This is a genomic window from Bradyrhizobium sp. LVM 105, from assembly GCF_003957705.1.
GTDB lineage: Bacteria > Pseudomonadota > Alphaproteobacteria > Rhizobiales > Xanthobacteraceae > Bradyrhizobium > Bradyrhizobium frederickii.
On record NZ_QZMV01000007.1, the window covers coordinates 99,507 to 122,173 of the forward strand.

General features: G+C 64.5%; 21 protein-coding genes. 9 read left to right on the plus strand and 12 right to left on the minus strand.

The genetic code is table 11. The features are described 5' to 3' along the window. Positions 1–84: 84 nt before the first annotated feature. Together D6B98_RS20840 and purE are read right to left on the minus strand one after the other, a co-directional pair. Positions 85–1,191 carry a 5-(carboxyamino)imidazole ribonucleotide synthase gene (locus tag D6B98_RS20840; RefSeq protein WP_126258806.1) on the minus strand — a complete coding sequence of 369 codons (1,107 nt, stop codon included), beginning with the start codon at positions 1,189–1,191 and terminating at the stop codon, positions 85–87. Then, positions 1,188–1,676 carry a 5-(carboxyamino)imidazole ribonucleotide mutase gene (gene purE, locus D6B98_RS20845; RefSeq protein WP_126258807.1) on the minus strand — a complete coding sequence of 163 codons (489 nt, stop codon included), beginning with the start codon at positions 1,674–1,676 and terminating at the stop codon, positions 1,188–1,190. The genes D6B98_RS20840 and purE overlap by 4 nt, the downstream gene beginning before the upstream one ends. A 141-nt stretch (positions 1,677–1,817) precedes the next feature. Here purE and D6B98_RS20850 point away from each other — a divergent pair, with 141 nt between their 5' ends. Beyond that, positions 1,818–2,531, plus strand: coding sequence for a GGDEF domain-containing protein (locus D6B98_RS20850; RefSeq protein ID WP_164718748.1), 714 nt, complete (start codon positions 1,818–1,820; stop codon positions 2,529–2,531). A 3-nt stretch (positions 2,532–2,534) separates the two neighbouring features. Here D6B98_RS20850 and D6B98_RS20855 read toward each other — a convergent pair whose 3' ends face one another. The 3 genes from D6B98_RS20855 to D6B98_RS20865 form a co-directional block, all read right to left on the minus strand. After that, entirely contained in the window at positions 2,535–2,786 is a 252-nt protein-coding gene (locus tag D6B98_RS20855) for a hypothetical protein (protein WP_126258809.1), read from the minus strand. A 21-nt stretch (positions 2,787–2,807) separates the two neighbouring features. Beyond that, positions 2,808–3,026: a hypothetical protein gene (locus D6B98_RS20860; protein WP_026201909.1), complete on the minus strand. Its 219-nt coding sequence runs from the start codon at positions 3,024–3,026 to the stop codon at positions 2,808–2,810. A 112-nt stretch (positions 3,027–3,138) separates the two neighbouring features. After that, positions 3,139–3,345 carry a YdcH family protein gene (locus tag D6B98_RS20865; protein ID WP_008546179.1) on the minus strand — a complete coding sequence of 69 codons (207 nt, stop codon included), beginning with the start codon at positions 3,343–3,345 and terminating at the stop codon, positions 3,139–3,141. Positions 3,346–3,675: 330 nt separating this feature from the next. On the opposite strand from D6B98_RS20865, the gene D6B98_RS20870 reads away from it, so the two are divergent. Then, positions 3,676–3,855 carry a YdcH family protein gene (locus D6B98_RS20870; protein ID WP_028138361.1) on the plus strand — a complete coding sequence of 60 codons (180 nt, stop codon included), beginning with the start codon at positions 3,676–3,678 and terminating at the stop codon, positions 3,853–3,855. Between the two features lie 127 nt (positions 3,856–3,982). Here D6B98_RS20870 and D6B98_RS20875 read toward each other — a convergent pair whose 3' ends face one another. Beyond that, positions 3,983–5,086, minus strand: a complete 1,104-nt coding sequence (locus D6B98_RS20875) for an NAD(P)/FAD-dependent oxidoreductase (RefSeq protein WP_126258810.1) — start codon at positions 5,084–5,086, stop codon at positions 3,983–3,985. A 202-nt stretch (positions 5,087–5,288) separates the two neighbouring features. Between D6B98_RS20875 and D6B98_RS20880 the strand changes: the two genes are divergently transcribed. From D6B98_RS20880 to D6B98_RS20900, 5 genes are all read left to right on the plus strand, one after another. Then, positions 5,289–7,976 carry a sensor domain-containing protein gene (locus D6B98_RS20880; RefSeq protein ID WP_126258811.1) on the plus strand — a complete coding sequence of 896 codons (2,688 nt, stop codon included), beginning with the start codon at positions 5,289–5,291 and terminating at the stop codon, positions 7,974–7,976. Positions 7,977–8,118: 142 nt separating this feature from the next. Continuing rightward, the gene (locus D6B98_RS20885) at positions 8,119–9,597 is read left to right on the plus strand and encodes a glycerol-3-phosphate dehydrogenase (protein ID WP_126258812.1); all 1,479 of its coding nucleotides are present in this window, start codon (positions 8,119–8,121) and stop codon (positions 9,595–9,597) included. Positions 9,598–9,649: 52 nt separating this feature from the next. Then, complete coding sequence (locus D6B98_RS20890; protein WP_126258813.1) at positions 9,650–10,819, plus strand: ABC transporter ATP-binding protein; 1,170 nt, start codon at positions 9,650–9,652, stop codon at positions 10,817–10,819. Next, complete coding sequence (locus D6B98_RS20895; protein ID WP_126258814.1) at positions 10,816–11,730, plus strand: ABC transporter permease; 915 nt, start codon at positions 10,816–10,818, stop codon at positions 11,728–11,730. The genes D6B98_RS20890 and D6B98_RS20895 overlap by 4 nt, the downstream gene beginning before the upstream one ends. Before the next feature lie 4 nt (positions 11,731–11,734). Continuing rightward, positions 11,735–12,547, plus strand: a complete 813-nt coding sequence (locus tag D6B98_RS20900) for an ABC transporter permease (protein ID WP_126259016.1) — start codon at positions 11,735–11,737, stop codon at positions 12,545–12,547. Between the two features lie 103 nt (positions 12,548–12,650). On the opposite strand, the gene D6B98_RS20905 is transcribed toward D6B98_RS20900, so the two are convergent. The 4 genes from D6B98_RS20905 to D6B98_RS20920 form a co-directional block, all read right to left on the minus strand. Further along, complete coding sequence (locus tag D6B98_RS20905; RefSeq protein WP_126258815.1) at positions 12,651–13,502, minus strand: carbohydrate ABC transporter permease; 852 nt, start codon at positions 13,500–13,502, stop codon at positions 12,651–12,653. Then, positions 13,499–14,371 (minus strand): carbohydrate ABC transporter permease, encoded by an 873-nt coding sequence (locus tag D6B98_RS20910; protein WP_035998764.1) that lies wholly within the window; start codon positions 14,369–14,371, stop codon positions 13,499–13,501. Before D6B98_RS20910 ends, D6B98_RS20905 begins: the two co-directional genes overlap by 4 nt. A gap of 93 nt (positions 14,372–14,464) precedes the next feature. Continuing rightward, positions 14,465–15,850 carry an ABC transporter substrate-binding protein gene (locus D6B98_RS20915; RefSeq protein ID WP_126258816.1) on the minus strand — a complete coding sequence of 462 codons (1,386 nt, stop codon included), beginning with the start codon at positions 15,848–15,850 and terminating at the stop codon, positions 14,465–14,467. Positions 15,851–16,060: 210 nt separating this feature from the next. Next, positions 16,061–17,953, minus strand: a complete 1,893-nt coding sequence (locus tag D6B98_RS20920; RefSeq protein WP_126259017.1) for an AsmA family protein — start codon at positions 17,951–17,953, stop codon at positions 16,061–16,063. 286 nt (positions 17,954–18,239) lie between these two features. Between D6B98_RS20920 and D6B98_RS20925 the strand changes: the two genes are divergently transcribed. Together D6B98_RS20925 and D6B98_RS20930 are read left to right on the plus strand one after the other, a co-directional pair. Continuing rightward, a complete protein-coding gene (locus tag D6B98_RS20925) occupies positions 18,240–18,947 on the plus strand; it encodes a CoA transferase subunit A (protein WP_011089830.1) in 708 nt (235 codons plus the stop codon). Positions 18,948–18,965: 18 nt separating this feature from the next. After that, a complete protein-coding gene (locus D6B98_RS20930) occupies positions 18,966–19,616 on the plus strand; it encodes a 3-oxoacid CoA-transferase subunit B (protein ID WP_126258817.1) in 651 nt (216 codons plus the stop codon). Positions 19,617–19,865: 249 nt separating this feature from the next. Here the strand turns inward: D6B98_RS20930 and D6B98_RS20935 are convergent, their stop codons facing one another. Continuing rightward, positions 19,866–21,512, minus strand: a complete 1,647-nt coding sequence (locus tag D6B98_RS20935) for an ABC transporter permease (protein WP_126258818.1) — start codon at positions 21,510–21,512, stop codon at positions 19,866–19,868. A gap of 55 nt (positions 21,513–21,567) precedes the next feature. Next, the gene (locus D6B98_RS20940; protein WP_126258819.1) at positions 21,568–22,593 is read right to left on the minus strand and encodes a Fe(3+) ABC transporter substrate-binding protein; all 1,026 of its coding nucleotides are present in this window, start codon (positions 22,591–22,593) and stop codon (positions 21,568–21,570) included. Positions 22,594–22,667: the final 74 nt, after the last annotated feature.

The window sequence follows — 22,667 nt, forward strand, 5'->3', positions numbered from 1 at the left end:
GAGCGAAGTGGATGCCGGTTCGCGTCAAGAGAACGCGTCAGAAGGAAATTGCCAAGCGGGATCGCAGCGATTGCTGCGGTCCCCTCACTTGCCTTGCGATGGCCTGACTTCGGTAACGTGGCCCATCTTGCGGCCCGGGCGCGGCGCCCCCTTGCCATAGATGTGCACGGTCGCGCCAGGCACGCCCAGCCATTTCTCGTAGTCGTTGATCTCGTCGCCGATCAGGTTGGTCATCGTGACGACCTCGCCGTGCCGCACCGGTTTGCCGAGCGGCCAGCCGGCGATGGCGCGGATGTGCTGCTCGAACTGCGAGACGGACGCGCCGTCGAGCGTCCAGTGCCCGGAATTATGCACGCGCGGGGCGATCTCGTTGACCAGCACCTTCGGTCCGGTGCCATTGGCCAGCACGAACATCTCGACAGCGAGCACGCCGACATAGTCGAGCGCGCCCGCGATCTTTCCGGCAATGCTGCGCGCTTCCTCGGCGAGCGTGTCCGGGATCGGGGCCGGCGCGCGCGATATCTTCAGGATGTGGTCGCGGTGCTCGTTCTCGGTGACGTCGAAACACTCGACCTCGCCTGTGACCGAGCGTGCGGCGATCACGGAGATCTCGCGCTCAAAGGGCACAAAGGCTTCCAGGATCGCCGATTTGGTAGCGAGGCTGGTCCACACCTTGGCGATGTCGTCGCCCTCGCGGATGATGGCCTGGCCCTTGCCGTCATAACCGAAGCGGCGGGTCTTGAGCACGGCCGGAAGGCCGATCCTGGCGATCGCCTCGCGCAACGAGGCGACGGAAGTGACGTCGGCGTAGGCTGCGGTGCCGATCCCGAGGCGGGTGACAAAATCCTTTTCGGCAAGCCGGTCCTGGGTGGTCTCGAGGATCTTGCGATTGGGCAGCACCGGGCGGCGTGCGTCCAGCACCATCGCAGCGGCCGAAGGGACGTTCTCGAATTCGTAGGTGATGACGTCGACGTCGCCCGCGAACAGTTCGAGCGCTTCGACATCGGCATATTCGGCGCAGGTCGCGTTCAAGACGACGTCGAAAGCCGGCGAGTCCGGATCGGGCGAGAACACCTGGCAGCGCAGGCCGAGCCGTGCCGCAGCCATCGCCAGCATCCGGCCCAATTGTCCGCCGCCGAGGATTCCGATGGTGTCACCGGGCTTCAGCTTCACGTGCCGGGTGTCAGTCACGCCTTGCCCTCCGGGCGCTCAGCGACCGCCTCGGTCTGAGCCTTGCGCCAGGCGGCGAGGCGGTCGGACAAGGCCGGGTCGGACAGTGCCAGGACGGATGCTGCCAGCAGCGCGGCGTTGGTCGCGCCGGCCTTGCCGATGGCGAGGGTGCCGACCGGGATGCCGGCGGGCATCTGGACGATCGAATAGAGCGAATCGAGGCCCTTGAGCGACTTGGATTCGACGGGAACGCCGAACACCGGCAGCTCGGTCAGCGCCGCCGCCATGCCGGGCAGGTGCGCAGCGCCTCCAGCGCCGGCGATGATGACCTTGTACCCCGCGGCCTTGGCGCCCTTGGCGAAAGCAAACAGCCGGTCGGGGGTGCGGTGGGCCGAAATGATGCGGCTGTCGGCTGCAACGCCGAGCGCGGCGAGCGTGTCGGCGGCGTGCCGCATCGTGTCCCAGTCCGACTGGCTTCCCATGATGATGGCGATCGGCGCGGTCATGACGTTAATTGTGCCCGAAAAACAGAAGGATAGGCCAGATTAACGGTTCCGGCCGGCGGCTCGCAAGGCGGTGGCAAGGAGAAGGGAATCCACTATCCTGTCTTGGTGAATCCCCGCAAGCCTTCATTGAGCAGGATGCCCATGAAGAAACCAAAAAGGGCGCGTGCTGCGAAGGCCAAGGCGGGCCGGAGGACCAGCGCCGGCCGTTCCAAAGCCGCCCCGAAGCGTCCGGCGAAGCCGCTGCGGCGCGCCGCGGCGGGCGATGATGGCGCCAAGGAGACCCTCAGGGCGACGATCCGGGACTTGCGGACCAAGCTCAAGGCGGCGCAGCGCCGGGTCGCGGAGCTGGAAGCCGCGGCCGATACCGATTTCCTGCTCGAGATTCCCAACCGCCGCGGCTTCGAGCGCGAACTCGCGCGCGCTGTCGCCTACATGAAGCGCTACCGCGCCAGCGGGGCGCTGATCGTGCTCGACGTCGATCGGCTGAAGCCGATCAACGATTCGTTCGGTCATGCCGCCGGCGACGAGGTGCTCAAGGCGATTGTCGCCACACTGACGCGGCAGGTCCGTGCCTCCGACGTGGTCGGCCGGCTTGGGGGCGACGAGTTCGCGCTGCTGCTCTGGAATCTGAGCGAGACCGATGCCAAGGCGAAGGCCGCCGCCTTCGAACAGGCGATCGACGAATTGTCTTTCGTCTTTCGCGGCCAGCACGTGACCGCGGGTGCCTCCGTCGGTGTTGCGCTGCTGGGGGCGCAATCCGATGCAGGCCGCGCCCTGGAGGAGGCGGATGCCGCGATGTATGTGCGCAAGGCCCACCGGCGGCACGAGCCGCGGATCAGGCTGGTCAGCAGCTGATTCCTACAACGTGGCGAGATCTTCCGGCACGTTGCCGAATTTGCGCAGCAGCGTGGCGTCCCCGAATTCGCCGGTCATGGGATCGCCGCTGCGGCTGAACGCGACCGCACCGATGTGGCCTGCGCCATGCGACAGGGCCTCGGCGCGCCGCAACGCGGCCGTCGAACTCTGGCATTCTTCCGCTGCACCTGCGACAGGCGAGCCGTCGGCATCGATCAAGAAGGGCATTGCAACGTAATAGGTCACGTCCGACATGGCGTTGCTCCAAAGTTGAACTCAGGCGGCGCTGCTCTTGCTCCGCATCTTGCTGCGCGAGGTTTCGGGGATGCAGCCGGCGGAGATTGCCGCCTGCAATTCCTCCAGCTCGGCCTCCAGATATTCGTTGGCCATGATCAGCGCCTTGATGGTGCTGCGCAGATTGCCGTCGCACATCGCGATGGCCTGGTCGCAGGCCTGTTCATAGTGGCTGTTGTCGAGAAGGGCGGCTGTCGACATCTGCGTTTCCTCGGGCGTTCCTGGGGGCGTTGGGCATTCCCAATGTTCTTATTTTGTTCTTTTCGAGTCAAGCGGATTCGATACCGGGTGGGCTTGTCGCGCAGTCGGTGGATCAGGCGATGATGTCGGGCGTGATCTGGTCTTCGATGAACGCGATGCGGTCGCGCAACAACAGCTTGCGTTTCTTCAACCGCTGCAACCGCAACAGGTCGGGGGCGGGCGATTGATGCAATGCATCGATCGCCGCATCGAGATCTCGGTGTTCCTGCTGCAACCGGGTGAGCTCGGCTTCGAGCTCACGCTCGTCTTCATTGGTCATGTCTGCGGTGGCCGAAAACCGATAGGCGTGAGACTAAGGCTGTGGATGCCCTGTGGAAATTATCGTCCTTGCGCGGCGTGATCGCAAGCGATCTGCGCTCCTTGCTCGCCGATCTCCCGCAACATATTTCTGCGGGGGCGCCGAGCGACCGTGCAAGCGCATTGATATCACGGATTTTTCCGGCGCGGTTCCTTTACTCACGCTTCGTTACATATGAATTTTCAAAAATGAAGCTGCAATGACGGATACCCATCGACAGAACGAATCGGTGATGTAGACTTCGTTGTCCGGATCGAATCCTGAGGTTCAACCCTACCGAGGAGGTTTCGAATGACAATTCAGGCACATCTCGTTGAATTGGAACGGAAGCACAAACTTCTCGAAAACGAATTGCACGACGCTCTCGTGCACCTTTCAACAGACGACCTGCAAATTGTTGAGTTGAAGCGCCGGAAGTTGATGGTCAAGGACCAGATCGAGCGTCTGAAGCACGGCGACACGCTCCACTAGTAACCCCCATAACAGCGTAGAGTTGATCGTACCTTCCTTATGCAGGGATGAGAGTTATTGCGCTCGTCCCTGCTGCAAGGGAAGCATCGCACAACGTGCTTGCGCGATGCTTGGACCTGTCTGCGCTCTAGACCTCTGCGAGCTCGGCGACGTGATCTGCGATCGCGAGCGATGACGTCAGTCCAGGGGACTCGATCCCGAACAAATTCACAAGGCCTGCGACGCCGTGATCGCGCGGTCCCTGCATCAGGAAGTCCTGCGTGGCCACCGCGGGCGGTACGATCTTCGGCCGGATGCCTGAATAGCTCGGCATCAACGCGCCGTCGGGCAGCGCCGGCCAATATTTGCGGATCGCCGGATAGAAGCGCTCGGCGCGTGACGGATCGACCTCGTAATCGATCGTCTCGATCCATTCGACGTCAGGCCCGAAGCGCGCCTGGCCGGCCATGTCCAGCGTCAGGTGCACCCCCAAACCGCCGGGTTCGGGCACCGGGTAGATCAGGCGCGAGAACGGCGCCTTGGCATTGCAGCTGAAGTAATTTCCCTTGGCGAGATAGGCCGGCGGAATGCGGCCCAGCGGCATGCCGTCGATATTGCGCGCCACCATCGTCGCCGACAGCCCCGCGGCGTTGACGAGCAGGCTGCATTGCAGCGTCATCGGCGCCGCGCCCCCGGCCTCGATCTCGATGACGCCGCCGGCCGCCTTGGCGCGGATCAGCGGGGTGCGGAACGCGAAGGCCGCGCCGGCTTCCTCGGCTTCGCCGCGCAGCGACAGCATGTAGGCGTGGCTGTCGATGATGCCTGTTGAGGGCGACAGCAGCGCGGCGTCGCAGGCCAGCGCCGGCTCCAGCGCGCGTGCCGCCTCGCCCGCGAGCAGCTGCATGTCGAGCACGCCATTGGCCTCGGCATGCGCCTTGATCGATTGCAGCTTCGCGGTCTCCTGTGGGCTGGTCGCGACGATCAGCTTGCCGCAATTCTTGTGCGGGATGCCGCGCTCGGCACAGTAGCGGTAGAGCGCGTGCTTGCCGGCGACGCACATGCGCGCCATCCAGCTCCCGGCGCGGTAGTAGATGCCGGCATGGATCACCTCACTGTTGCGCGAGGAGGTGATGGTGCCGATCGCCTCGGCCTCCTCGAGCACGATGACCTCGCGCCCGGCCTGCGCCAGCCTTCGGGCCACCGCGAGCCCGACCACGCCGGCTCCGATGACGACGCAATCGACGCTATCCATGGTTGTGCAGCATGTCCGCTGGGAGCGCCGGTGGCGTCAGACCTGGAGCGAATGGCGCGGGGCCGTTTTCCGTTAAGGAAGAATTTATCATGTCAGGCCAATTGCCGTATTTCACGTCACATTTTTCTGTTGCGCTTACAGGCGTTTACCCGATCCAAACCCGTGAAGCCAGACAATCCGACGTTGAAATCGCGGGTGGCTGATGGCTGAGAAGAACTGGCACGAGGGCAGCACGCTTCCGATTGCTGTGCAGGCCGTTGTGTGCCTCGCCGGCACGGTTGCGCCCGCGCGCGCCCTTGCGCTGTCGGACGGCTTTGCCGCGCCGAGCTATCTTGGTCAGCTCGACCCCAACGTGGTCTGGGAAGCCCTGATCGCAGGCATCGTCGTCTGCGCCTTCCTTGCCGCGATATCGCTGTGGATTCATTCCTCGCTGCGCCGGACCAGACGTTTGCAGCTGCGGCGCAACGCCTTCGTCTCCTCCGCCATGAACAATCTCAATCAGGGCGTGGTGATGACGGATGCGCAGCGCCGCATCATCTTCTGCAACGACCGCTATCTCGAGATCTACGGCCTGACGCGCTCGGATATCTGGCCTAACATGAACGGCTATGAGCTGCTCGACCTGCGACGCAAGCGCGGGGTGCTCGGCGGCGCCTCCGACGACGAGTTCTATGAGAAGGCGGCCAGCACCAATGGCCTGATCACCGAACTTCCGGACGGTCGGGCCATCCTGGTGAAATATTTCGTGCTGCCGAACGGCGGCTCGGTGGCAACGCATCTCGACGTCAGCGAGCAGCGCAAGCTGTCGCGGCAGCTCGCCTCGACCAAGCAGTTTCTCGAAACGGTGCTCGACAACGTTCCGGCCTGTGTGGCCGCGAAGAACATCGAGGACGGCCGCTATATCTTCGCCAACCGCGCCTATGAGCGGTTCTGGGGCTTCTCGCGCGACCACGTCGTCGGCAAGAACGCGCGAGAGCTGTTCGAATCCGCTTCGGCGGACAGCATCGAGGCGACCGACCGGGCAGCACTCGATTCGCCGGACGGCCAGTTCCGCAACGAATTCGAGGTCGACCGGGGCGGCGAGCGGCGCATGGTCGCCTCGATCCGGATCGTGGTCCGCAACGAGAGCAACAAGCCCGAATTCCTGATGCTCGTGTTCGAGGACATCACCGACCGCCGCTCGCTGTCGAAGGAGCTGGAGAGCACCAAGAAGTTCCTCGAACTGGTGGTCGACAACATCCCGGTGGCGCTGATCGTCGAGCAGGTCAAGGATGGCCGCTATCTGCTCGCCAACCGCAGCGCGGAGACGATCCTCAATCGCCGGCGCGAGGAAGCCACGGGCCTGACGGCGTCCGACATCTTCAACCCCAAGGAAGCCAAGCTGATCATCGCGCGCGACGAGGCCGCGATCAAGAAACGCGGGATGATCACCGAGGAGCATCCGATCTCCACCAAGGACGGCCTGCGGCTGTTCCTGACCCGCCGCGCCACCGTGCTCGGCGACACCGGCGAGCCGCAATATCTGATCAAGACCCACGAGGACGTCACCGACCGCCGGCAGACCGAGTCGCGCATGGCGCACATGGCCTATCACGACGGCCTCACCGACCTGCCGAACCGGGCGGCCTTCCTTCAGGCGCTGACCCAGATGATCGAGGCCTGCGAGGGTACCGACGAGGAGTTCGCCGTGCTCTGCGTCGACCTCGACGGTCTCAAGGAGGTCAACGACGTCTTCGGCCACGCACTCGGCGACAAGCTCCTGATCGAGGTGGCCCAGCGGCTTCAGGACTCCGCTCGCGGCGGCGTGGTCGCGCGCCTCTCCGGGGACGAATTCGGCCTCATCATCGACGGCAAGCAGCCGGATTCCGGCCTTGCGCTGGCGCGGCACCTCGGCGAAGCCGTCGCGAAGGAATTCCAGATCGACGGCCGGGCGGTCCGCGCCGGCGCCACCACCGGCATGGCGGTCTTCCCGCACAATGGCACCGACGGCGCCTCGCTGCTTGCCAATGCCGGTGCGGCGCTGTTCCGCGCCAAGCAGAAGTCCCGCGGCACGATCAGCCTCTACCAGCCGGAGATGGACCAGCAGATCCGCGATCGCCGCGTGCTGCATCAGGACTTGTCGATGGCGATCAAGAACGGCGAGCTCTCGCTTGCCTTCCAGCCGCAGGGGGCCGCGGGCGGCAGCGTCGCCGAGAGCGAGATCATCGGCTTCGAGGCATTGGCGCGCTGGCAGCATCCGGTGCGCGGCCAGGTCTCGCCGGCCGAATTCATCCCGATCGCGGAGGAAAGCGGCCTGATCGTCGAAATGGGCGAGTGGATCCTGCGCGAGACTTGCCGCGAGGCGGCGTCCTGGCCGAAACCGCTTCAGGTCGCGGTCAATCTGTCGCCGGCGCAGTTCATGCACGGCGACGTGGTTGGCCTCGTCCATTCGATCCTGATCGAGACCGGCCTTGCGCCCGGCCGGCTCGAGCTTGAGATCACCGAGGGCGTGCTGATCGAAGATTTCGACCGGGGTCTCGCGCTGCTGCGACGCCTCAAGGCGCTGGGCGTGCGCATCTCCATGGACGATTTCGGCAGCGGATATTCCTCGCTGAGCTATCTCCAGGCGTTCCCGTTCGACAAGATCAAGATCGACCGCGCCTTCATCATCAATCTCGGCCGCAACCCGCAATCGGCTGCGATCGTCCGTGCGGTGATCGATCTCGGCCACGGCCTCGACATGTCGATCATCGCCGAGGGTGTCGAGACGATCGAGCAGCTCGCCTTCCTCGCCAAGGAGGGCTGCGACGGCGTGCAAGGCTATCTCCTCGGCAAGCCGTTGCCGATCGGCAAATATGCCGGTCTGGTCGGTCGCGCAGAGGTCATGGAGCTTGCGCTCAAGACCGGCTAGAGCGTTTTCGAGCGAAGTGGACACCGGTTCGCGTCAAGAAAACGCGTCGAAATAGGAATTTGGAGCCATTTCCGTTCTGATTTCATCGGAACGGAAATCGTTCTAGAGATGATGGGGCGCTTCGCTCCTTCTCGACGGCCTCATGGCGGATTACGACCTTGCGATCATCGGCGGCGGTCTGAACGGTGTCAGCCTCGCGCGCGATGCGGCCGGCCGCGGTCTGCGGGTCGTCCTGTTCGAGCAGGGCGATCTCGGTGGCGCGGCGTCCTCGGCGACACCCCGGCTGATCCACGGCGATCTGTCGGTGCTGGAGCGGCGCGGGTTCTGCCGGGTTCGTCGGGCGCTGGCCGAGCGCCGGATCTGGCTCGCCATCGCGCCGCATCTGGTCCGGCCGATGCGCTTTGTGATCCCCGCGCATTCCGACGCGCGTCCGCCGTGGCTGCTGCGCGCCGGCCTGTTGCTCTATGACAGGCTCTCCAGCCCAAGCGGCCTGCCGCCATCAGCTTCCATCGACATCACGCATCATCCGGTCGGCAACGCGCTGAAGCGCCCGTTCGGCACGGCCTTTGAATATTCGGACTGCGTCGTCGACGATTCCCGCCTGGTGGTGCTCACGGCGCTGGACGCGGCCGAACGCGGCGCTGCGGTCCGGACCGGCGCGCGCTGCGTGCGTGCCGATCGAACCGACATCTGGCGGCTCGCGGTGGTCGATCGCGGCCATCGCCGCACCATCACGGCCCGGGCGCTGGCCAACACCAGCGGGGCGTGGGCGTCGACGGTCGCGGAGACGGTGCTGCGCCTGCCGCAACCCGCCGCAGCGCCCATACAGATGAGCCAGATCATCGTGCCCAGGCTGTTCGATTCCGACAACGTCTACGTCTTCCAGAACAGCGACGGACGCCTGATCTTCGCCTCCCCTTTCGAGCGGGAGTTCACGCTGATCGGCACTGTCACGAACGAGTTTACCGGCGATCCCGCCATCGTCGCGATGCGGGGGGCCGATGTCAGCTATCTCTGCGAGGCGGTCAGCCGCTATTTCCGCGAGCGCGTCGCCCCGGCCGATGTGGTCCGGACGGTCTCCGGGGTCAATCTGGTGCCGGCGTCCGCACGGCGAGGTCATGGCACGACTTTGTTCCACGCGCGCCGGCGCAAGGCGCCGCTGATCACGATGTTCGGCGGCGACGTCACCACCTCGCGTCTGCGCGCCGAGCGGGCGGTGACGAAGCTGACGCCGTTCTATCCGATGTCACCACCCTGGACTGCGGGGGCAGCGCTGCCCGGGGGCGATTTCGCCTGGGACCGTTTCGACACCGAAGTCGACCTTGCGCGCGATCGCTGGCGCTTTCTCTCCGAAGCGCAGGCCCAGCGCCTCGTCGCCGCCTATGGCTCACGCTTGGCCGTCGTGCTGGGGGAGGCCAAGACCCGCGGCGAGCTCGGGCCCGCCTTCGGGCCCGAGCTTACCGGGGCCGAGGTGCGCTATCTCATGACCCGCGAATGGGCGCGCTTTCCGGATGATGTCCTGTGGCGCCGGTCCAAGCTCGGCCTGACCATGCCGGCCGCGGATCGTGAGGCGCTGGCCGCGTTCATGGCGGGTGTGAACGATCCACCCCGACCCGGTTGAGCAAAAGCCGATCGAACGCTAGCGTGCGGCGGAATCGGGGTTGGCAGGAAACATGACGGACGAATTGCCGAAAACGCACGGCGCGACGGGTGCGGCCGATGGAGACGCGGTCGCAGCCGGCCAGCCGCTGCTGCGCATCGAGGCCGTCGCCAAGAGCTTTGGGACGTTCCGCGCCGTGGATGGCGTCTCGCTCGACATCAAGGCCGGCGAGTTCTTCGCGCTGCTTGGGCCCAGCGGCTGCGGCAAGACCACGCTGCTGCGCATGCTCGCCGGCTTCGAGGCGCCGGACGAGGGACGCATCCTGCTCGGGGACAAGGACATCGCGCAGGCGTTGCCGCATGAGCGGCCGATCAACATGATGTTCCAGAACTACGCGCTGTTTCCGCATCTGTCCGTGCGCGACAACATCGCCTTCGGCCTGAAGCGCGCCGGGATGGCGCGCGGCGACATCGCCACCCGTGTGACCGAGATGGTCGCATTGGTGAAGCTCGAAGGGCTCGAGAAGCGCAAGCCGGACCAGCTCTCCGGGGGCCAGCGCCAGCGCGTGGCGCTGGCCCGCGCGCTGGCCCGCCGTCCGCAATTGCTGCTGCTCGACGAGCCGCTCGCGGCGCTCGACAAGAAGCTGCGCGAGAGCACGCAAGGCGAGCTGATGGCGCTGCAGCGCCGGCTCGGCATGACCTTCATCGTCGTCACCCACGACCAGGAAGAGGCGATGACGATGGCGAGCCGGATCGGCGTGATGAAATCAGGCAAGCTCGCGCAGGTCGCGAGCCCGCGCCAGCTCTACGAGGCGCCGCGCTCGCGCTGGATCGCGGAGTTCGTCGGCGACGTCAATCTGTTCGACGGCGAGTCCAAATTGCGCGACGGTCATCGTCTGATCATCGGCACGCGCGATGCGGGGGCGCTGGTGGTAGCCGAGCCGCGTGAGCCGGTCGGCGCGGGAAGATTGGCGGTCGCGATCCGTCCTGAGAAGGTCAAGCTGTCGCGGCACGGCCCGGTGAGCGAGGCCGGCCGTGAGACGGCGATCAACCGGCTCGATGGCGTGATCGCCGACATCTGCTATCTCGGCGGCACCACGACCTACAAGGTGAAGCTCGACGCCGGCGGAACGGTGCTGGCGTCCGTCGCCAACAATGCGCGCATCGACGTCGATGCCTACAGCCTGAACCAGCATGTGGTCGCCTGGTTCACGCCCGACGATTGCGTGGTGCTGCAATCATGAGCGCCCGCCGCATCTTCGCGAGGCCGGCGCGCTTCGCCGCGATCGCTCCCTATGTCTGGATGGTGCTGTTCTTCCTGGTGCCGTTCGCCTTCGTGCTGAAGATCAGCCTGTCGCAGACGGCGATCGCGCAGCCGCCCTACGAGCCGGTGTTCGATCTGACGGCGGGGTGGGACGCACTCAAGGCGGCCCTGGCGGCGCTGTCGTTCGATAATTTCAGGCTGCTCGCCTCCGACGACATCTACATGTTCGCCTATCTGCGCAGCCTCACCGTCGCCGTCACGGCGACCGCGCTTCTGCTCCTGATCGGCTATCCCATCGCCTATGGCATGGCGCGGCTGCCGAAGCGCTGGCAGGCGGTGGCGATGGTGCTGGTGATCGTGCCGTTCTGGACCTCGTTCCTGATCCGCATCTATGCCTGGATCAACATCCTCCAGCACGACGGCCTGCTCAACCAGATCCTGCTGGCGCTGCACCTGGTCAGCCAGCCCGTGGTCTGGCTCTCCACCGACAGCGCGATGTATATCGGCATCGTCTATTCCTACTTGCCGTTCATGATCCTGCCGCTCTACGCCACGCTCGCCAAGATGGAGCCGGCGCTGGAGGAGGCAGCCGCCGATCTTGGGGCACCGCCCTGGCAGGTGTTCTGGCTGGTCACGTTTCCGCTGTCGCTGCCCGGCGTCGGCGCCGGTGTGCTCTTGTGCTTCATCCCCATCGTCGGCGAGTTCGTCATTCCGGATCTTCTGGCCGGCTCCAATTCGCTGATGATCGGCCAGACCCTGTGGCTCGAATTCTTCACCAACAAGGATTGGCCGGTCGCCTCTGCCGCCGCCATCATGCTGCTGGCCGTGCTGCTGGTGCCGCTGTTGCTGTATGAGCGCCTGCAGAAGCGGCAGCTGGAACAGGGGCGCTGAGATGATGCGCAAGGCCTCCCGCCTGTCCCGCTTCAACGTCGCCTCGCTGGCGCTGGGACTGGCGTTCCTTTATCTGCCGATCCTCATCCTCGTCATCTATTCCTTCAACGCCTCGCGTCTGGTGACGGTCTGGGGCGGCTGGTCGCTGCGCTGGTATCACGAGTTCTTCAACGACCGCGCCATGATCGAGGCGGCCTGGATGAGCCTGCGGGTCGCGGTCTCCTCCGCGACCATTGCCACGCTGCTCGGCACGCTCGCCGCGGTCGCATTGTCGCGCGGCGAGCGGTTCCGCGGCCGCACGCTGTTCTCCGGCATGCTCTATGCGCCGCTGGTGATGCCCGAGGTGATCACGGGATTGTCGCTGCTGCTGCTGTTCGTGGCGCTCAACGCCGAGCGCGGCTTCTGGACCGTGACCATCGCCCATACCACGCTGACGATGTGCTTCGTCGCCGTGGTGGTGCAGTCGCGGCTCGGCTCGCTCGACCGTTCGCTGGAGGAGGCCGCGATGGACCTCGGCTGCGACCCGGTACGCGCGTTTCTTTCAGTGACGCTGCCGCTGATCGCGCCCGCGATCGTCGCCGGCTGGATGCTCGCCTTCACGCTGTCGCTGGACGATCTCGTGATCGCGAGCTTCACCACCGGCCCCGGCTCGGCGACGCTGCCGATCCGGATCTATTCCGAGGTGCGGCTGGGAGTGAAGCCCGAGATCAACGCGATCTGCACGCTGGTGATCGCCCTGATCGCGGTCGTCATCGTCATCGCCTCGCTCGCCTCGAAACTGTCGAGCTCGCGGGGCGAGAGCGCAGCGCCGCTGTAGGATCGGGCTGTCATTGCGAGGAGCCCTTGCGACGAAGCAATCCAGAGTCTCTCCGCAGAAAGATCCTGGATTGCTTCGCTGCGCTCGCAATGACGAAGGGGGCTTACGACTTCACCGCACCCGCCGTCAGTCCGCCCACCATGTAGCGGCGGAAGGCGTAGTACACCGCGGCCGGCGGTAGTGCATAGATGAAGCCGGTGGTCATCAGCAGCTCCCAAGGCGAATCGTCGGCGGCGAGGAAATTGCCGAGCGCGACGGGCAGGGTGATCTCGCGGTCGTTGGAGAGCAGCAGGAACGCGTAGAGATATTCGTTCCAGGCCAGCAGCACCGCATAGGTGCCGATCGCGACCAGCGAGGGCATCATCAGCGGCAAATAGACCAGGCGGAAGATCTGCAGCGTCGTCGCGCCGTCCATCACCGCGGCCTCGTCGAGCTCGACCGGCAGCTTGTCGGAGGCCTGCTTGAGCACCCAGATCGCGTAAGGCGAGGCGATCGTCACCATCGCCAGGATCAGCGACCAGTGATTGTTGAGCAGGCCGTAATTGCCCATGGTCCGGTACATCGGCACGGCGAGGAACGCGGCCGGAATGAAATAGGTGAAGAGCGCGAGGTTCAGCACCACCCGGCCGCCCGGCACCTTCAGCCGCGAGATCGAAAACGCCGCCGCAGTCGCGATGAACAGCGTCAGCACGCCGACGGATGCCGCGATCACCACCGAATTCCAGAACTGGGCGTAGAAGTCGCGCAGGAAATAGTGCTGCTGCTTGAACACGATCTCGAAGTTGTGCAGCGTCGGATGGTCCGGCCACAGCTTGCCCGAGAACGCGTCCTCCTTCGGAGAGATCGCGAACAGGAACATGTGGTAGATCGGGATCATCGTCCACAGGAAGACGGGAATGCCGATCAGCAGCAGCCGCGCTTCCGTCGCGACGTCACGGAGAGAAGGAAGCTTCATCGCGACAACCGTTTCATCATGAAGTAAACGAGCGGCAGCACGAACGGCATCGCGCAGACGATGGATGCCATCGCGAGCGAGAGCTGGTCGAGCCGGAGATAGCGAATACCGAGCGTCGCCAGGACGTGCGTGAGGTCGGCAGGTCCGCCGCCGGTGAGCAGGTAGACGCTGTTGAAATCGCCCAGCGTCCAGATCATCGAAAGCAGCGTGCAAGTGACGTAGAGCGTCTGCATCGAGGGCCAGGTGATGTAGCGGAATTTCTGCCACCAGCTGGCGCCGTCGACCTCCGCGGCCTCGAACAGATCGTGCGAGATCGCAAGGCGCCCGGTGATCAGGATCAGCGTCCAGAACGGCAGCGACTTCCAGATGTGCACGGCGATTGCCATGCAGAGCGCGACGGTCGGATCGTTCAGCCAGTTCGGGCCGTCATCGCCGGTCAACGAGAAGATGAAATGGTTGACCATGCCCCATTCGGGATTGAGCATGAAGCGCACCGACAGGATGGTCGGGATCGACGGCACCGCCCAGGGCAGGATGAAGATCACCGAGAGCCATCTGATCCAGGTGCGCTGCTGGGCGAAGAAGCCGGACAGGAACAGCGCAATCATCATCTTGATGTTGATGCCGACGACCAGGAAGATCAGCGTGTTGATTGCAGCGCGCGCGAAGATCGGGTCGTGATACAGCGCCACGTAGTTCGCCGGATCGCGAGCCAGCCAGAGCCCGTAGCAGACGGGATAGACGACGAAGGCAAGGAAGACGAGCAGATAGGGTGTTAGCAGGAGGATGCCCCAGACCTGCGCCGGGGTCAGCCGCGACGACAGGGGCGGGCCGGGTATTGCCTGATCGCCAGAGAGCGTGATCGCCATTCTTTCGGACTCTTCAAAGAGAAGCCGGCCGCGAGACGCGGCCGGTGTGTTGTTGCACTCTCCGCCTCAACGCGGAGAGAAGGGGCGGACGACTTAGCCCGCGACCTGCTTGATGCGGGCGATCAGCTCGTCGACGGCCTTGTCGACCGGAATCTTCTCGCTGACGACGCGGTTCATCGCCTTCGCCCACACGTTCTCGTTGTTCAGAATGGTGAACTTCCAGTTCCTGGTAAAGTCGAACTGAGAGGTGCCACCCTTGAACTGCGTGTAGACGGCCTTGCGGTGCTTGTCAGCCTGCCAGAACGGGCTTTCCTGGCTTTCCTTCGTCACCGGGAACCAGCGGCCGAGCGCGCCCTCGATGTAGGGGCGGATGTTCTCTTCCTGCAGCAGGAAGCTGAGGAACTGCTTGCCCTCGGCCTTGTTCTTGGCCGCGGTGAAGATCAGACCCGTCTTGACGTCGGAGCGATACTTGATGGTCGAACCATCGGGAGCCTTGGGGAAGGACGCCGTGACGATGTCCTGCTCATAAGCCTTCTTGCCGGCCTCGCGCTGTTCCGGGGTGAGGTTCTGATTCTGTGACTCCTCGTACCACTTCGCCGCGATCGAGATCGTGAAGTTGTGAGTCATCACGATCGTCTTGTTGTGGAAGGCGACGTTGTTGTCCGGGTCCTTCCAGGTGGTCGCGGAGGGCGGAGCGCAGCCCTTGATGTAGGTGTCGGTGTAGTCCTTCAGCGCCTTGATCAGGCCGTCGCGGACCTTGGGGTCGTCGACCAGCAGCTTGCCGTCGTCGTCGACCAGCTTGACGTGGTAGGCGTCCATGAAGGTGTAGAACGATTGGAAGGAGTCGGTGGATTCCACGCCCATTGGCTGGCCGACGGCATAGATCCGCTGGCCTGTGGCCTTACGGATCGCCGGCTGCACCTTGTCGCACCAGAAGCTCCAGTAGCCGGTCCAGTCGTTCGGGATGTCACTCTGCTTGAAGCCGGCTTTCTCCAGCATGTCGTTCCAGATCTGGACGTGCATGCTCTGCTGCTTCAGCGGGAAGCCGTAATAAGCCTTCTTCTTGGCGACGTCGTTGTACAGGATCGAGGCGTCCAGCGTGTTCTGCACGAACCGGCCCTTGATCGGGTCCATGACGTCGGTGAGGTCCTCGAGCTTGCCCTCATAGGCCCACTTGCCCTGCACTTGCACGTCGTAGCTGTCGGAATAGGCGACGTCGGGCACGGTGCCGGCATCGAGCGCTGCGACGGTCTTCGGAATCATGTCCTGGATCGCGTACTGCGACAATTCGACCTTGATGCCGGTCTTGGCTTCAAACTTCTTGATCGTCTCGGCGAGCGCTTCGTCCTCGGACTTGTAAAAGCCTTTGACCCACCAGACCGTGATCGTCTTCTGTTGCGCAAATGCGGGTGCAGTGGCGGCAAACAGCCCAACCGCAGCGACCGCCAGTGATATTGCGCCAATAACCTTGGATTTCACGTTTTTCTCCCTCAAACGGCCGGTGTTTTTAACCGGTCGTATAAAACACTAGCGCATGGCGGTAATCCGATCTAGCGGCATGTTGTCAGACCTAGGTCGTGAGAACAGAGGCTGGTGGAGGTGCTTAACGCGTGCATCGATCCAATCGCCGCATCAATTCGCCCCGATCAATTCGCGACGGTCGAACAGCGGCAGAGAATCGCGCGATCCTCAGTTGGACTTCGCATTCTCCTTGGCATTGTCCGCCGTCGGCGATCCGTCCTGCGCGGGGCGCTTGCCGCCCCCGGTGATGCGCTGCTTCAGGAGATCGAGGAAGGGGGACGCCGCGGGCGACTGCCGGATCAGGCTTTCGGGGTCGGGGAAGATCAGCGGATCGTCCCAGGGGCCCTGCACCATGAAGGGCAATTGAAAGCCGGACGTCGTATTGAGGCTCGCCACGCCCTTCATGTCGTATTCGCGCGTCGGCACCGAGGCGGTGCCGGTCAGCGTGATCTTCGCCGCCGGCCCTTCGATTCGGATGTCCTCGGCGGTGGCGATCCCGTCGGAGAATTTCACCGCGATGGTGAGATTGTTATACGGCGTCGAACCGTTGCGGAAATTGCCGCCGCCCGACAGCGGCCGCCGTTCCAGGCGCTTCAGGAGCTGCTCGGCATTGAAGCCCGAGATCGCGCCGTCATGCCCGGTGATGGTGGCGCTGCCGTCGAGCGACTGCACGAGGCCGAACGGGCTCGAGCCGGAGGCGAACAGCGAGACGTTGATGTTGCCGCGGCCGGATAGCTTGTTGAGGCCGAACAGCTCCGTTGCGCAAGCCTGCAAATCCACATCCGTGAACTGGAATTGTGCCTTGATGTCGGCGACCGTATCGGACCGCGCGATGCCGAACGAGCCCTTCGCGATCCCGCCATAGACCTGCGCCTCGCCGACCGAGAGCGCCAGCGTGCCGTTGCGCAAATTGGCGCCGATCGCGGTGCGGCCGAGCTTGGTCGGCCCGACCGTCAGCCTTGCCGCCGACAGGCGCATGTCGAGGTCGGTGGTCGACAATCCCTGGAGATCGAACAGCTGCCTGTTCCAGTCGCGCGCCCCGCTCGCCAGCAGGCGGAAGGTGGAGATATAGGGTGTGAAGTCGAGCGCGTCGGCGGCAAGCGTCGCCTGCAGCGTCTGCCGGCCGTTGTTGGCGTAGGTCATGACGCCCTCGGCGGCGTTGCCGTCGAGCTCGACATTGACATTGGTGAGCGCGATCGAGGCGCCGACGACGTTGGCGCGCGCCTTCAGCGCGAAGCGGCCGAAACCGCCGCTGGCGGGCTGCGGCTGCCCGGTCCAGCGCAACGCGTTGCGCAAGGAGGGGCTGTCGATCGTCAGCGTACCCTCCATCATCGGGCTGGTGCGGTTGGCGACGCTGCCGTCGAAGGCGAGCTTGAGCGGCGCGCTGGCGATCCGCGCCTTCAGACCCGATCGCTCGCCGGAGAGGGCGGCGACGAAATCGGAAAAGCTGATCGAGCCGTCGACGCGCTCGCCGCGCCAGTCGAACTGTCCCGTCGCGGCGAAGGAGCGCGAGATCGAGGGCCAGGCCAGCGACAGGTCGATGTCGCCGAGCTGCTCGGTGGCGCGGGTGGCTGCGTCCTCGTAGTCGAGCACGCCATCCTGGATCCGGATTTCGGAGAACGAGACCTGATTCTCGGCCCCGGGCTTCATGGTGCGTGCGATGGTCTGGATGAAGGGCGTCCAGTTGCTCTCACCGTCCGGCTTCAGGCTGACATGGATGCGCGGCCGCAGCAGCGTCAGGTCGGCGATCTCGAACCGCCGCAGCAGGAGCGGCAGCAGCCGCAGATTGGCGGTGAGCACGTCGACATGGAGCGCGGAATCGCTGGTGCCGCCGCCCTTGAGGCCGACGTCGTGGAAGGAAATGTAGCTCGCAGGCAGCACCGAGATGTCGATGCTGCCCGCGACGTTGAGCTCGAGCCCGGTGACGTCGCGGATCTGCGCTTCGACCGCCTTGCGCAGCGCGTCGCGGTTGATGAGCCAGGAGGTCGCGATCAGGGCGATCAGCGCCACGCCGAGCAGCGCCGCGATCGGCGTCCCGAGGCGCTTCATTCCTTGGGCCATGGTCAATGGCGTGTCCTGATCGGGTTGGTCGTTGGAGCCGGAAGGGCGGTCGGGAAACCTGCGTGGCCGCGCCCAAGCCCTATTATGTTAAGTCCCGCAACTTGATGGGTTTTCTTGTCGCTTTCAAGGCCGTGGACGGTTCTGCCCACGGCGTGGGCAGCTTCTATCACCCGGACGCGGTGCGGAGAACCCCGTATCATTGACGGCTTTGGAGGATTTCGCCTAATAATCGCCGCCAATACGGCGCGTCGCCTCCAAACCGAAGGTTCAGTCGAAGGTAATTTGTATGAACAAGGTCTATCCCGACGCCAAGTCGGCTCTCGACGGCATCTTAAAAGACAACATGATGATCATGTCGGGAGGTTTCGGCCTCTGTGGCATCGCCGAGGAGCTGTCGGATGCGATCCGCGAGTCCGGCGTCAAGGGCCTGACGGTGGTCTCCAACAATGCCGGCGTCGACGGCATCGGGCTGAGCCGCCTGCTGGAAACGCGCCAGATCAAGAAGATGATCTCGTCCTATGTCGGCGAGAACAAGCTGTTCGCCCAGCAATTCCTCGCCGGCGAGCTGGAACTCGAATTCAATCCGCAAGGCACGCTCGCCGAGCGCATCCGCGCCGGCGGCGCCGGCATTCCGGCCTTCTACACCAAGACCGGCGTCGGCACGCTGATCGCCGAAGGCAAGGAAGTGAAGGAGTTCGACGGCGAGAAATATCTGATGGAACGCGGCCTGTTCGCCGACCTCGCCATCGTGCATGCCTGGAAGGGCGACACCGCCGGCAATCTCATCTACCGCAAGACCGCGCGCAACTTTAACCCGATGATGGCGACCGCCGCCAAGATCACGGTGGCCGAGGTCGAGCATCTGGTTCCGGCCGGTGAACTCAATCCCGACCACATCCACACGCCCGGCATCTTCGTGAAGCGCATCGTCGAGGTCGGCACGGCCAAGAAGCGCATCGAATTCCGCAACACCCGCCCGCGCACCGCCGCCTAGGCGTATCAGGAGACTCACATGGCCTGGACCCGTGAACAGATGGCCGCGCGCGCCGCGAAGGAATTGCGCGACGGCTATTACGTCAATCTCGGCATCGGCATCCCGACGCTGGTCTCGAACTACATTCCGGATGGCGTCGACGTCAGCCTGCAGAGCGAGAACGGCATGCTCGGCATGGGACCGTTCCCCTATGAGGACGAGGTGGATGCCGATCTCATCAACGCCGGCAAGCAGACGGTGAGCGAGCTGCCGTCGACCTCGTATTTCTCGAGCGCGGATTCCTTCGGCATGATCCGCGGCGGCCACATGGACCTGTCGATCCTCGGCGCCATGCAGGTGGCCCAGAACGGCGATCTCGCCAACTGGATGATCCCCGGCAAGATGGTCAAGGGCATGGGCGGGGCGATGGACCTCGTCGCCGGAGTCAAGCGCGTCGTCGTGGTGATGGAGCATTCGGCCAAGGACGGCCCGAAGCTGCTGAAGAAGTGCAATTTGCCGCTGACCGGCGAGCGCGTGGTCGACATGGTCGTCACGGATCTCGCCGTCTTCACCATCGACAAGCACGGCAATGGCGGCATGGCGCTGATCGAGCTCGCCGACGGCGTCTCGCTCGACGAGGTCAAGGCCAAGACCGAAGCCGAATTCCGCGTGGCGCTGACGAACACGTAAGCGATCGCCCGATCAAGTCGGTGATGGCGGTTGAGTTTGTAGAGCGCAGCTCTCTCAACAGCGTCATTGCGAGCGCAGCGAAGCAATCCAGACTCCCTCCGCGGAAAGGTTCTGGATTGCTTCGCTGCGCTCGCAATGACGGCGTGTGCTGCAGCGGCGCCCTGCTCCAATTCGTCCCTCGGCGGGCGGTAGGTCTTGCCGCTCTTGCGCGACAGCCAGCTCGCACGGCCTCCCCCGACGGGCATGCCTTCAAGCGGGGCCGCTCGGCACCTCGGAGAACCGGGTCAACCAGACCACCGGACCGATGCTGGCGGCGATGATCAGGAGGGCCGCGAGCGCGCCGTCCTCGAAATTGCCGCGGCTTGCGAACTGGTAGACCGACGTCGCTAGCGTTTCGACGTTGAGAGGCCGCAAGAGCAGCGTTGCCGGGAGCTCCTTCAGGCAGTCGACGAACATGATGATGACGGCGCCAAGCATCGCGGGCCGGAGCAACGGCAGATAGATCTGGCTCAACATGATCGCCTGGCCCGCGCCAACCGAGCGCGCGCTCTCGTCATAGTCGCGCGGAATGCTGTCGAACCCGGCCTTGATCATGCCGACCGGCACGGCCAGAAAACGAATCGTGTAGGCGATGACGACGGCCGTCCCCGAGCCGACCAGGATCAGCCCGGGTAGCGAACGTCCCGTCCAGGTAGCGACCGCACTCAGCGCGTTGTCGACCGCCAGTACGGGGGTCAGCAGACCAAGGGCAATCACGAGACCCGGCAGCGCGTAGCCGGTCTGCGCGATGCTCATCGCCAGATATCGCAGAGGGTCCGGCCGAAAGCGGTGCGCGATCGTCGTGGCGAGCGCAAGCATCAGCGCGATGAGCGTCGCGAGCGCTGCATAGGCAAACGAATGGAAGGTGTGGCGCCACAGGAGCGGGTCGAAATTTGCAAGCAGTCCGCGACCGAGAGCCTGATGCGCCAGATAGAACAGCGGCACGACGAAGCCGATCAGCACCGGCAGCACGCAGACCGCGAACGCGATCCATGCTCTTGTGCCCGAAAGCGGGGTTCGCTGCCTCACATGCGGGCTTTCGGCCGAGAATTCGGCGTTGGCGTTGCGACGGCCGTAACGCTCCATCGCGATCAGGCCGGCGACGATCGCAAGCATCAGGCATGCGAGTTGCGCCGCACCGGCAAGGCTGCCGCGGTTGAGCCAGGTGGTGAAGATCGAGACCGTCAGCGTGCGGATGCCGAGATACTCGCTGGCGCCGATGTCGTTGAGCGTTTCCAGCGCGACCAGCGCCACGCCGACCGCGAGCGCCGGCCGCGCCATCGGCAGTGAAACGCGCCAGAAAACAGTCCATCGGCCGGCCCCCAGCGTCGTAGCCGCCTCGGCGAATTCGGCAGACTGAACCTGAAACGTCGCGCGCGCCGACAGATAGACGTAAGGATAGAGCACGAGCCCGATCACGAAGATGGCGCCGGGCAGCGAGCGCAGGTTGGGCAGATGGCCGAGGGCATCGCGCAGCGGAAGCCAGATCGCCAAAGTGCGATGCACCAGGCCGAGCGGTTCGAACAGGTCGGCATAGACGTAAGCCGCAAGATAGGTGGGAATCGCCAGCGGCAGCGGCATCAGCCACAGCAGAATGCCCCGGCCGGAAAAATCGTGGCGCGATATCACCCATGCAGTGCCGGCGCCGATCAGAAGTGTGAGCGCGCCGACCCCGACGAGCAGGAGGGCTGTGTCCAGGAGGGCGGCCGGCAGCACGTAGTTGATCAGGTCGTGCCACACATCGGGCGCCGGCTGCAAAGCCAGCGAAACGATCGAGATCACGGGCGCCGCGACCAGGATCGCGGTTGCGATCGCGATTGCGGTCGCGGCGCGCCCGGCGTGGGCGCGGCCTCTCAAACGAGGCCGTGCGCCCGTATCTTCTGCCAGCTTGAGTGACGAGGGCCGCCAGAGATCAGTTGTCAAAGCCGACCTTGTCCACCAGCGAGGCCGCAGCCTTGCGGTTGGCAGCGATCTTAGCGATCGGCAACGAATCTGGGCCGAGCTTGCCGTAGCCCGCGATGGTAGAGTTGATGGGGACGCCGCTCCGAACCGGATATTCGTAGTTCTGGTCGGCATACATCTGCTGCGCCTGCTCGCTAACGAGCCACTCGATCAGCTTGATGCCGTTGGCCTTGTTGGGTGCGTGCTTGGCGAGCAGCACGCCGGAAAGGTTGACGTGGGTGCCGCCGCCCTCGAAGGTCGGCAGGATGACGCGGGTCGCCTCCGCCCACGGCTTCTTCTCGGGATCGTTGTTCATCATCAGCGCCCAGTAATAGGTGTTGCCGATGCCAATATCGCACTTGCCGGCGGCAACGTCACGCGCGGCTTCGCGATCGCCGCCCGACGGCTTCTGCGCGAGATTGGCCTTCACGCCGCGTAGCCATTCCTCGGCCTTGGCCTCGCCGTACTTGGCCGTATAGGCCGCGAACAGGGCGTTGTTGTAGATGTGCTGGCCCGAGCGAATGCAGATCTTGCCCTTCCACTTGGGATCGGCGAGCTCCTCATAGGTAATCTTGTCCTGCTTGACGCGATCCTTCGAGGCGTAGATCACGCGCGCGCGCATGGAGATGCCGGCCCAGTGTCCGTCCGGATCGCGATACTGCGCAGGCACGACCTTATCGACCACCTCCGACTTGATCGGCTGGGTGACGCCCGCCTGCACGGCCTCGTCGATGCGGCCGATGTCCACCGTCAGCAGCACGTCGGCCGGACCGTTGGCGCCTTCCGCCTTCATGCGCTGCTCCAGACCTGAGCTTGCGGAGACGACATTGACCTTGATGCCCGTATCCTTGCTGAAGGCGTCGAACAGCGGTTGGATCAGCTTGGTCTCGCGATAGGTATAGACGTTGACCTCGCCATTGGCGGCTGCTTTCGACGCGAAGGATAAGGTCAGGCTCAACACCGCCGCGGAGGCGGCGAGGACGCGAAGATTGATCATAAGGGCTGCTCCAAGGGGCGATTGACGCCAGATTGAGTAGCGCAGGCGGTGCGACAACGTCAGCGACCCGATGT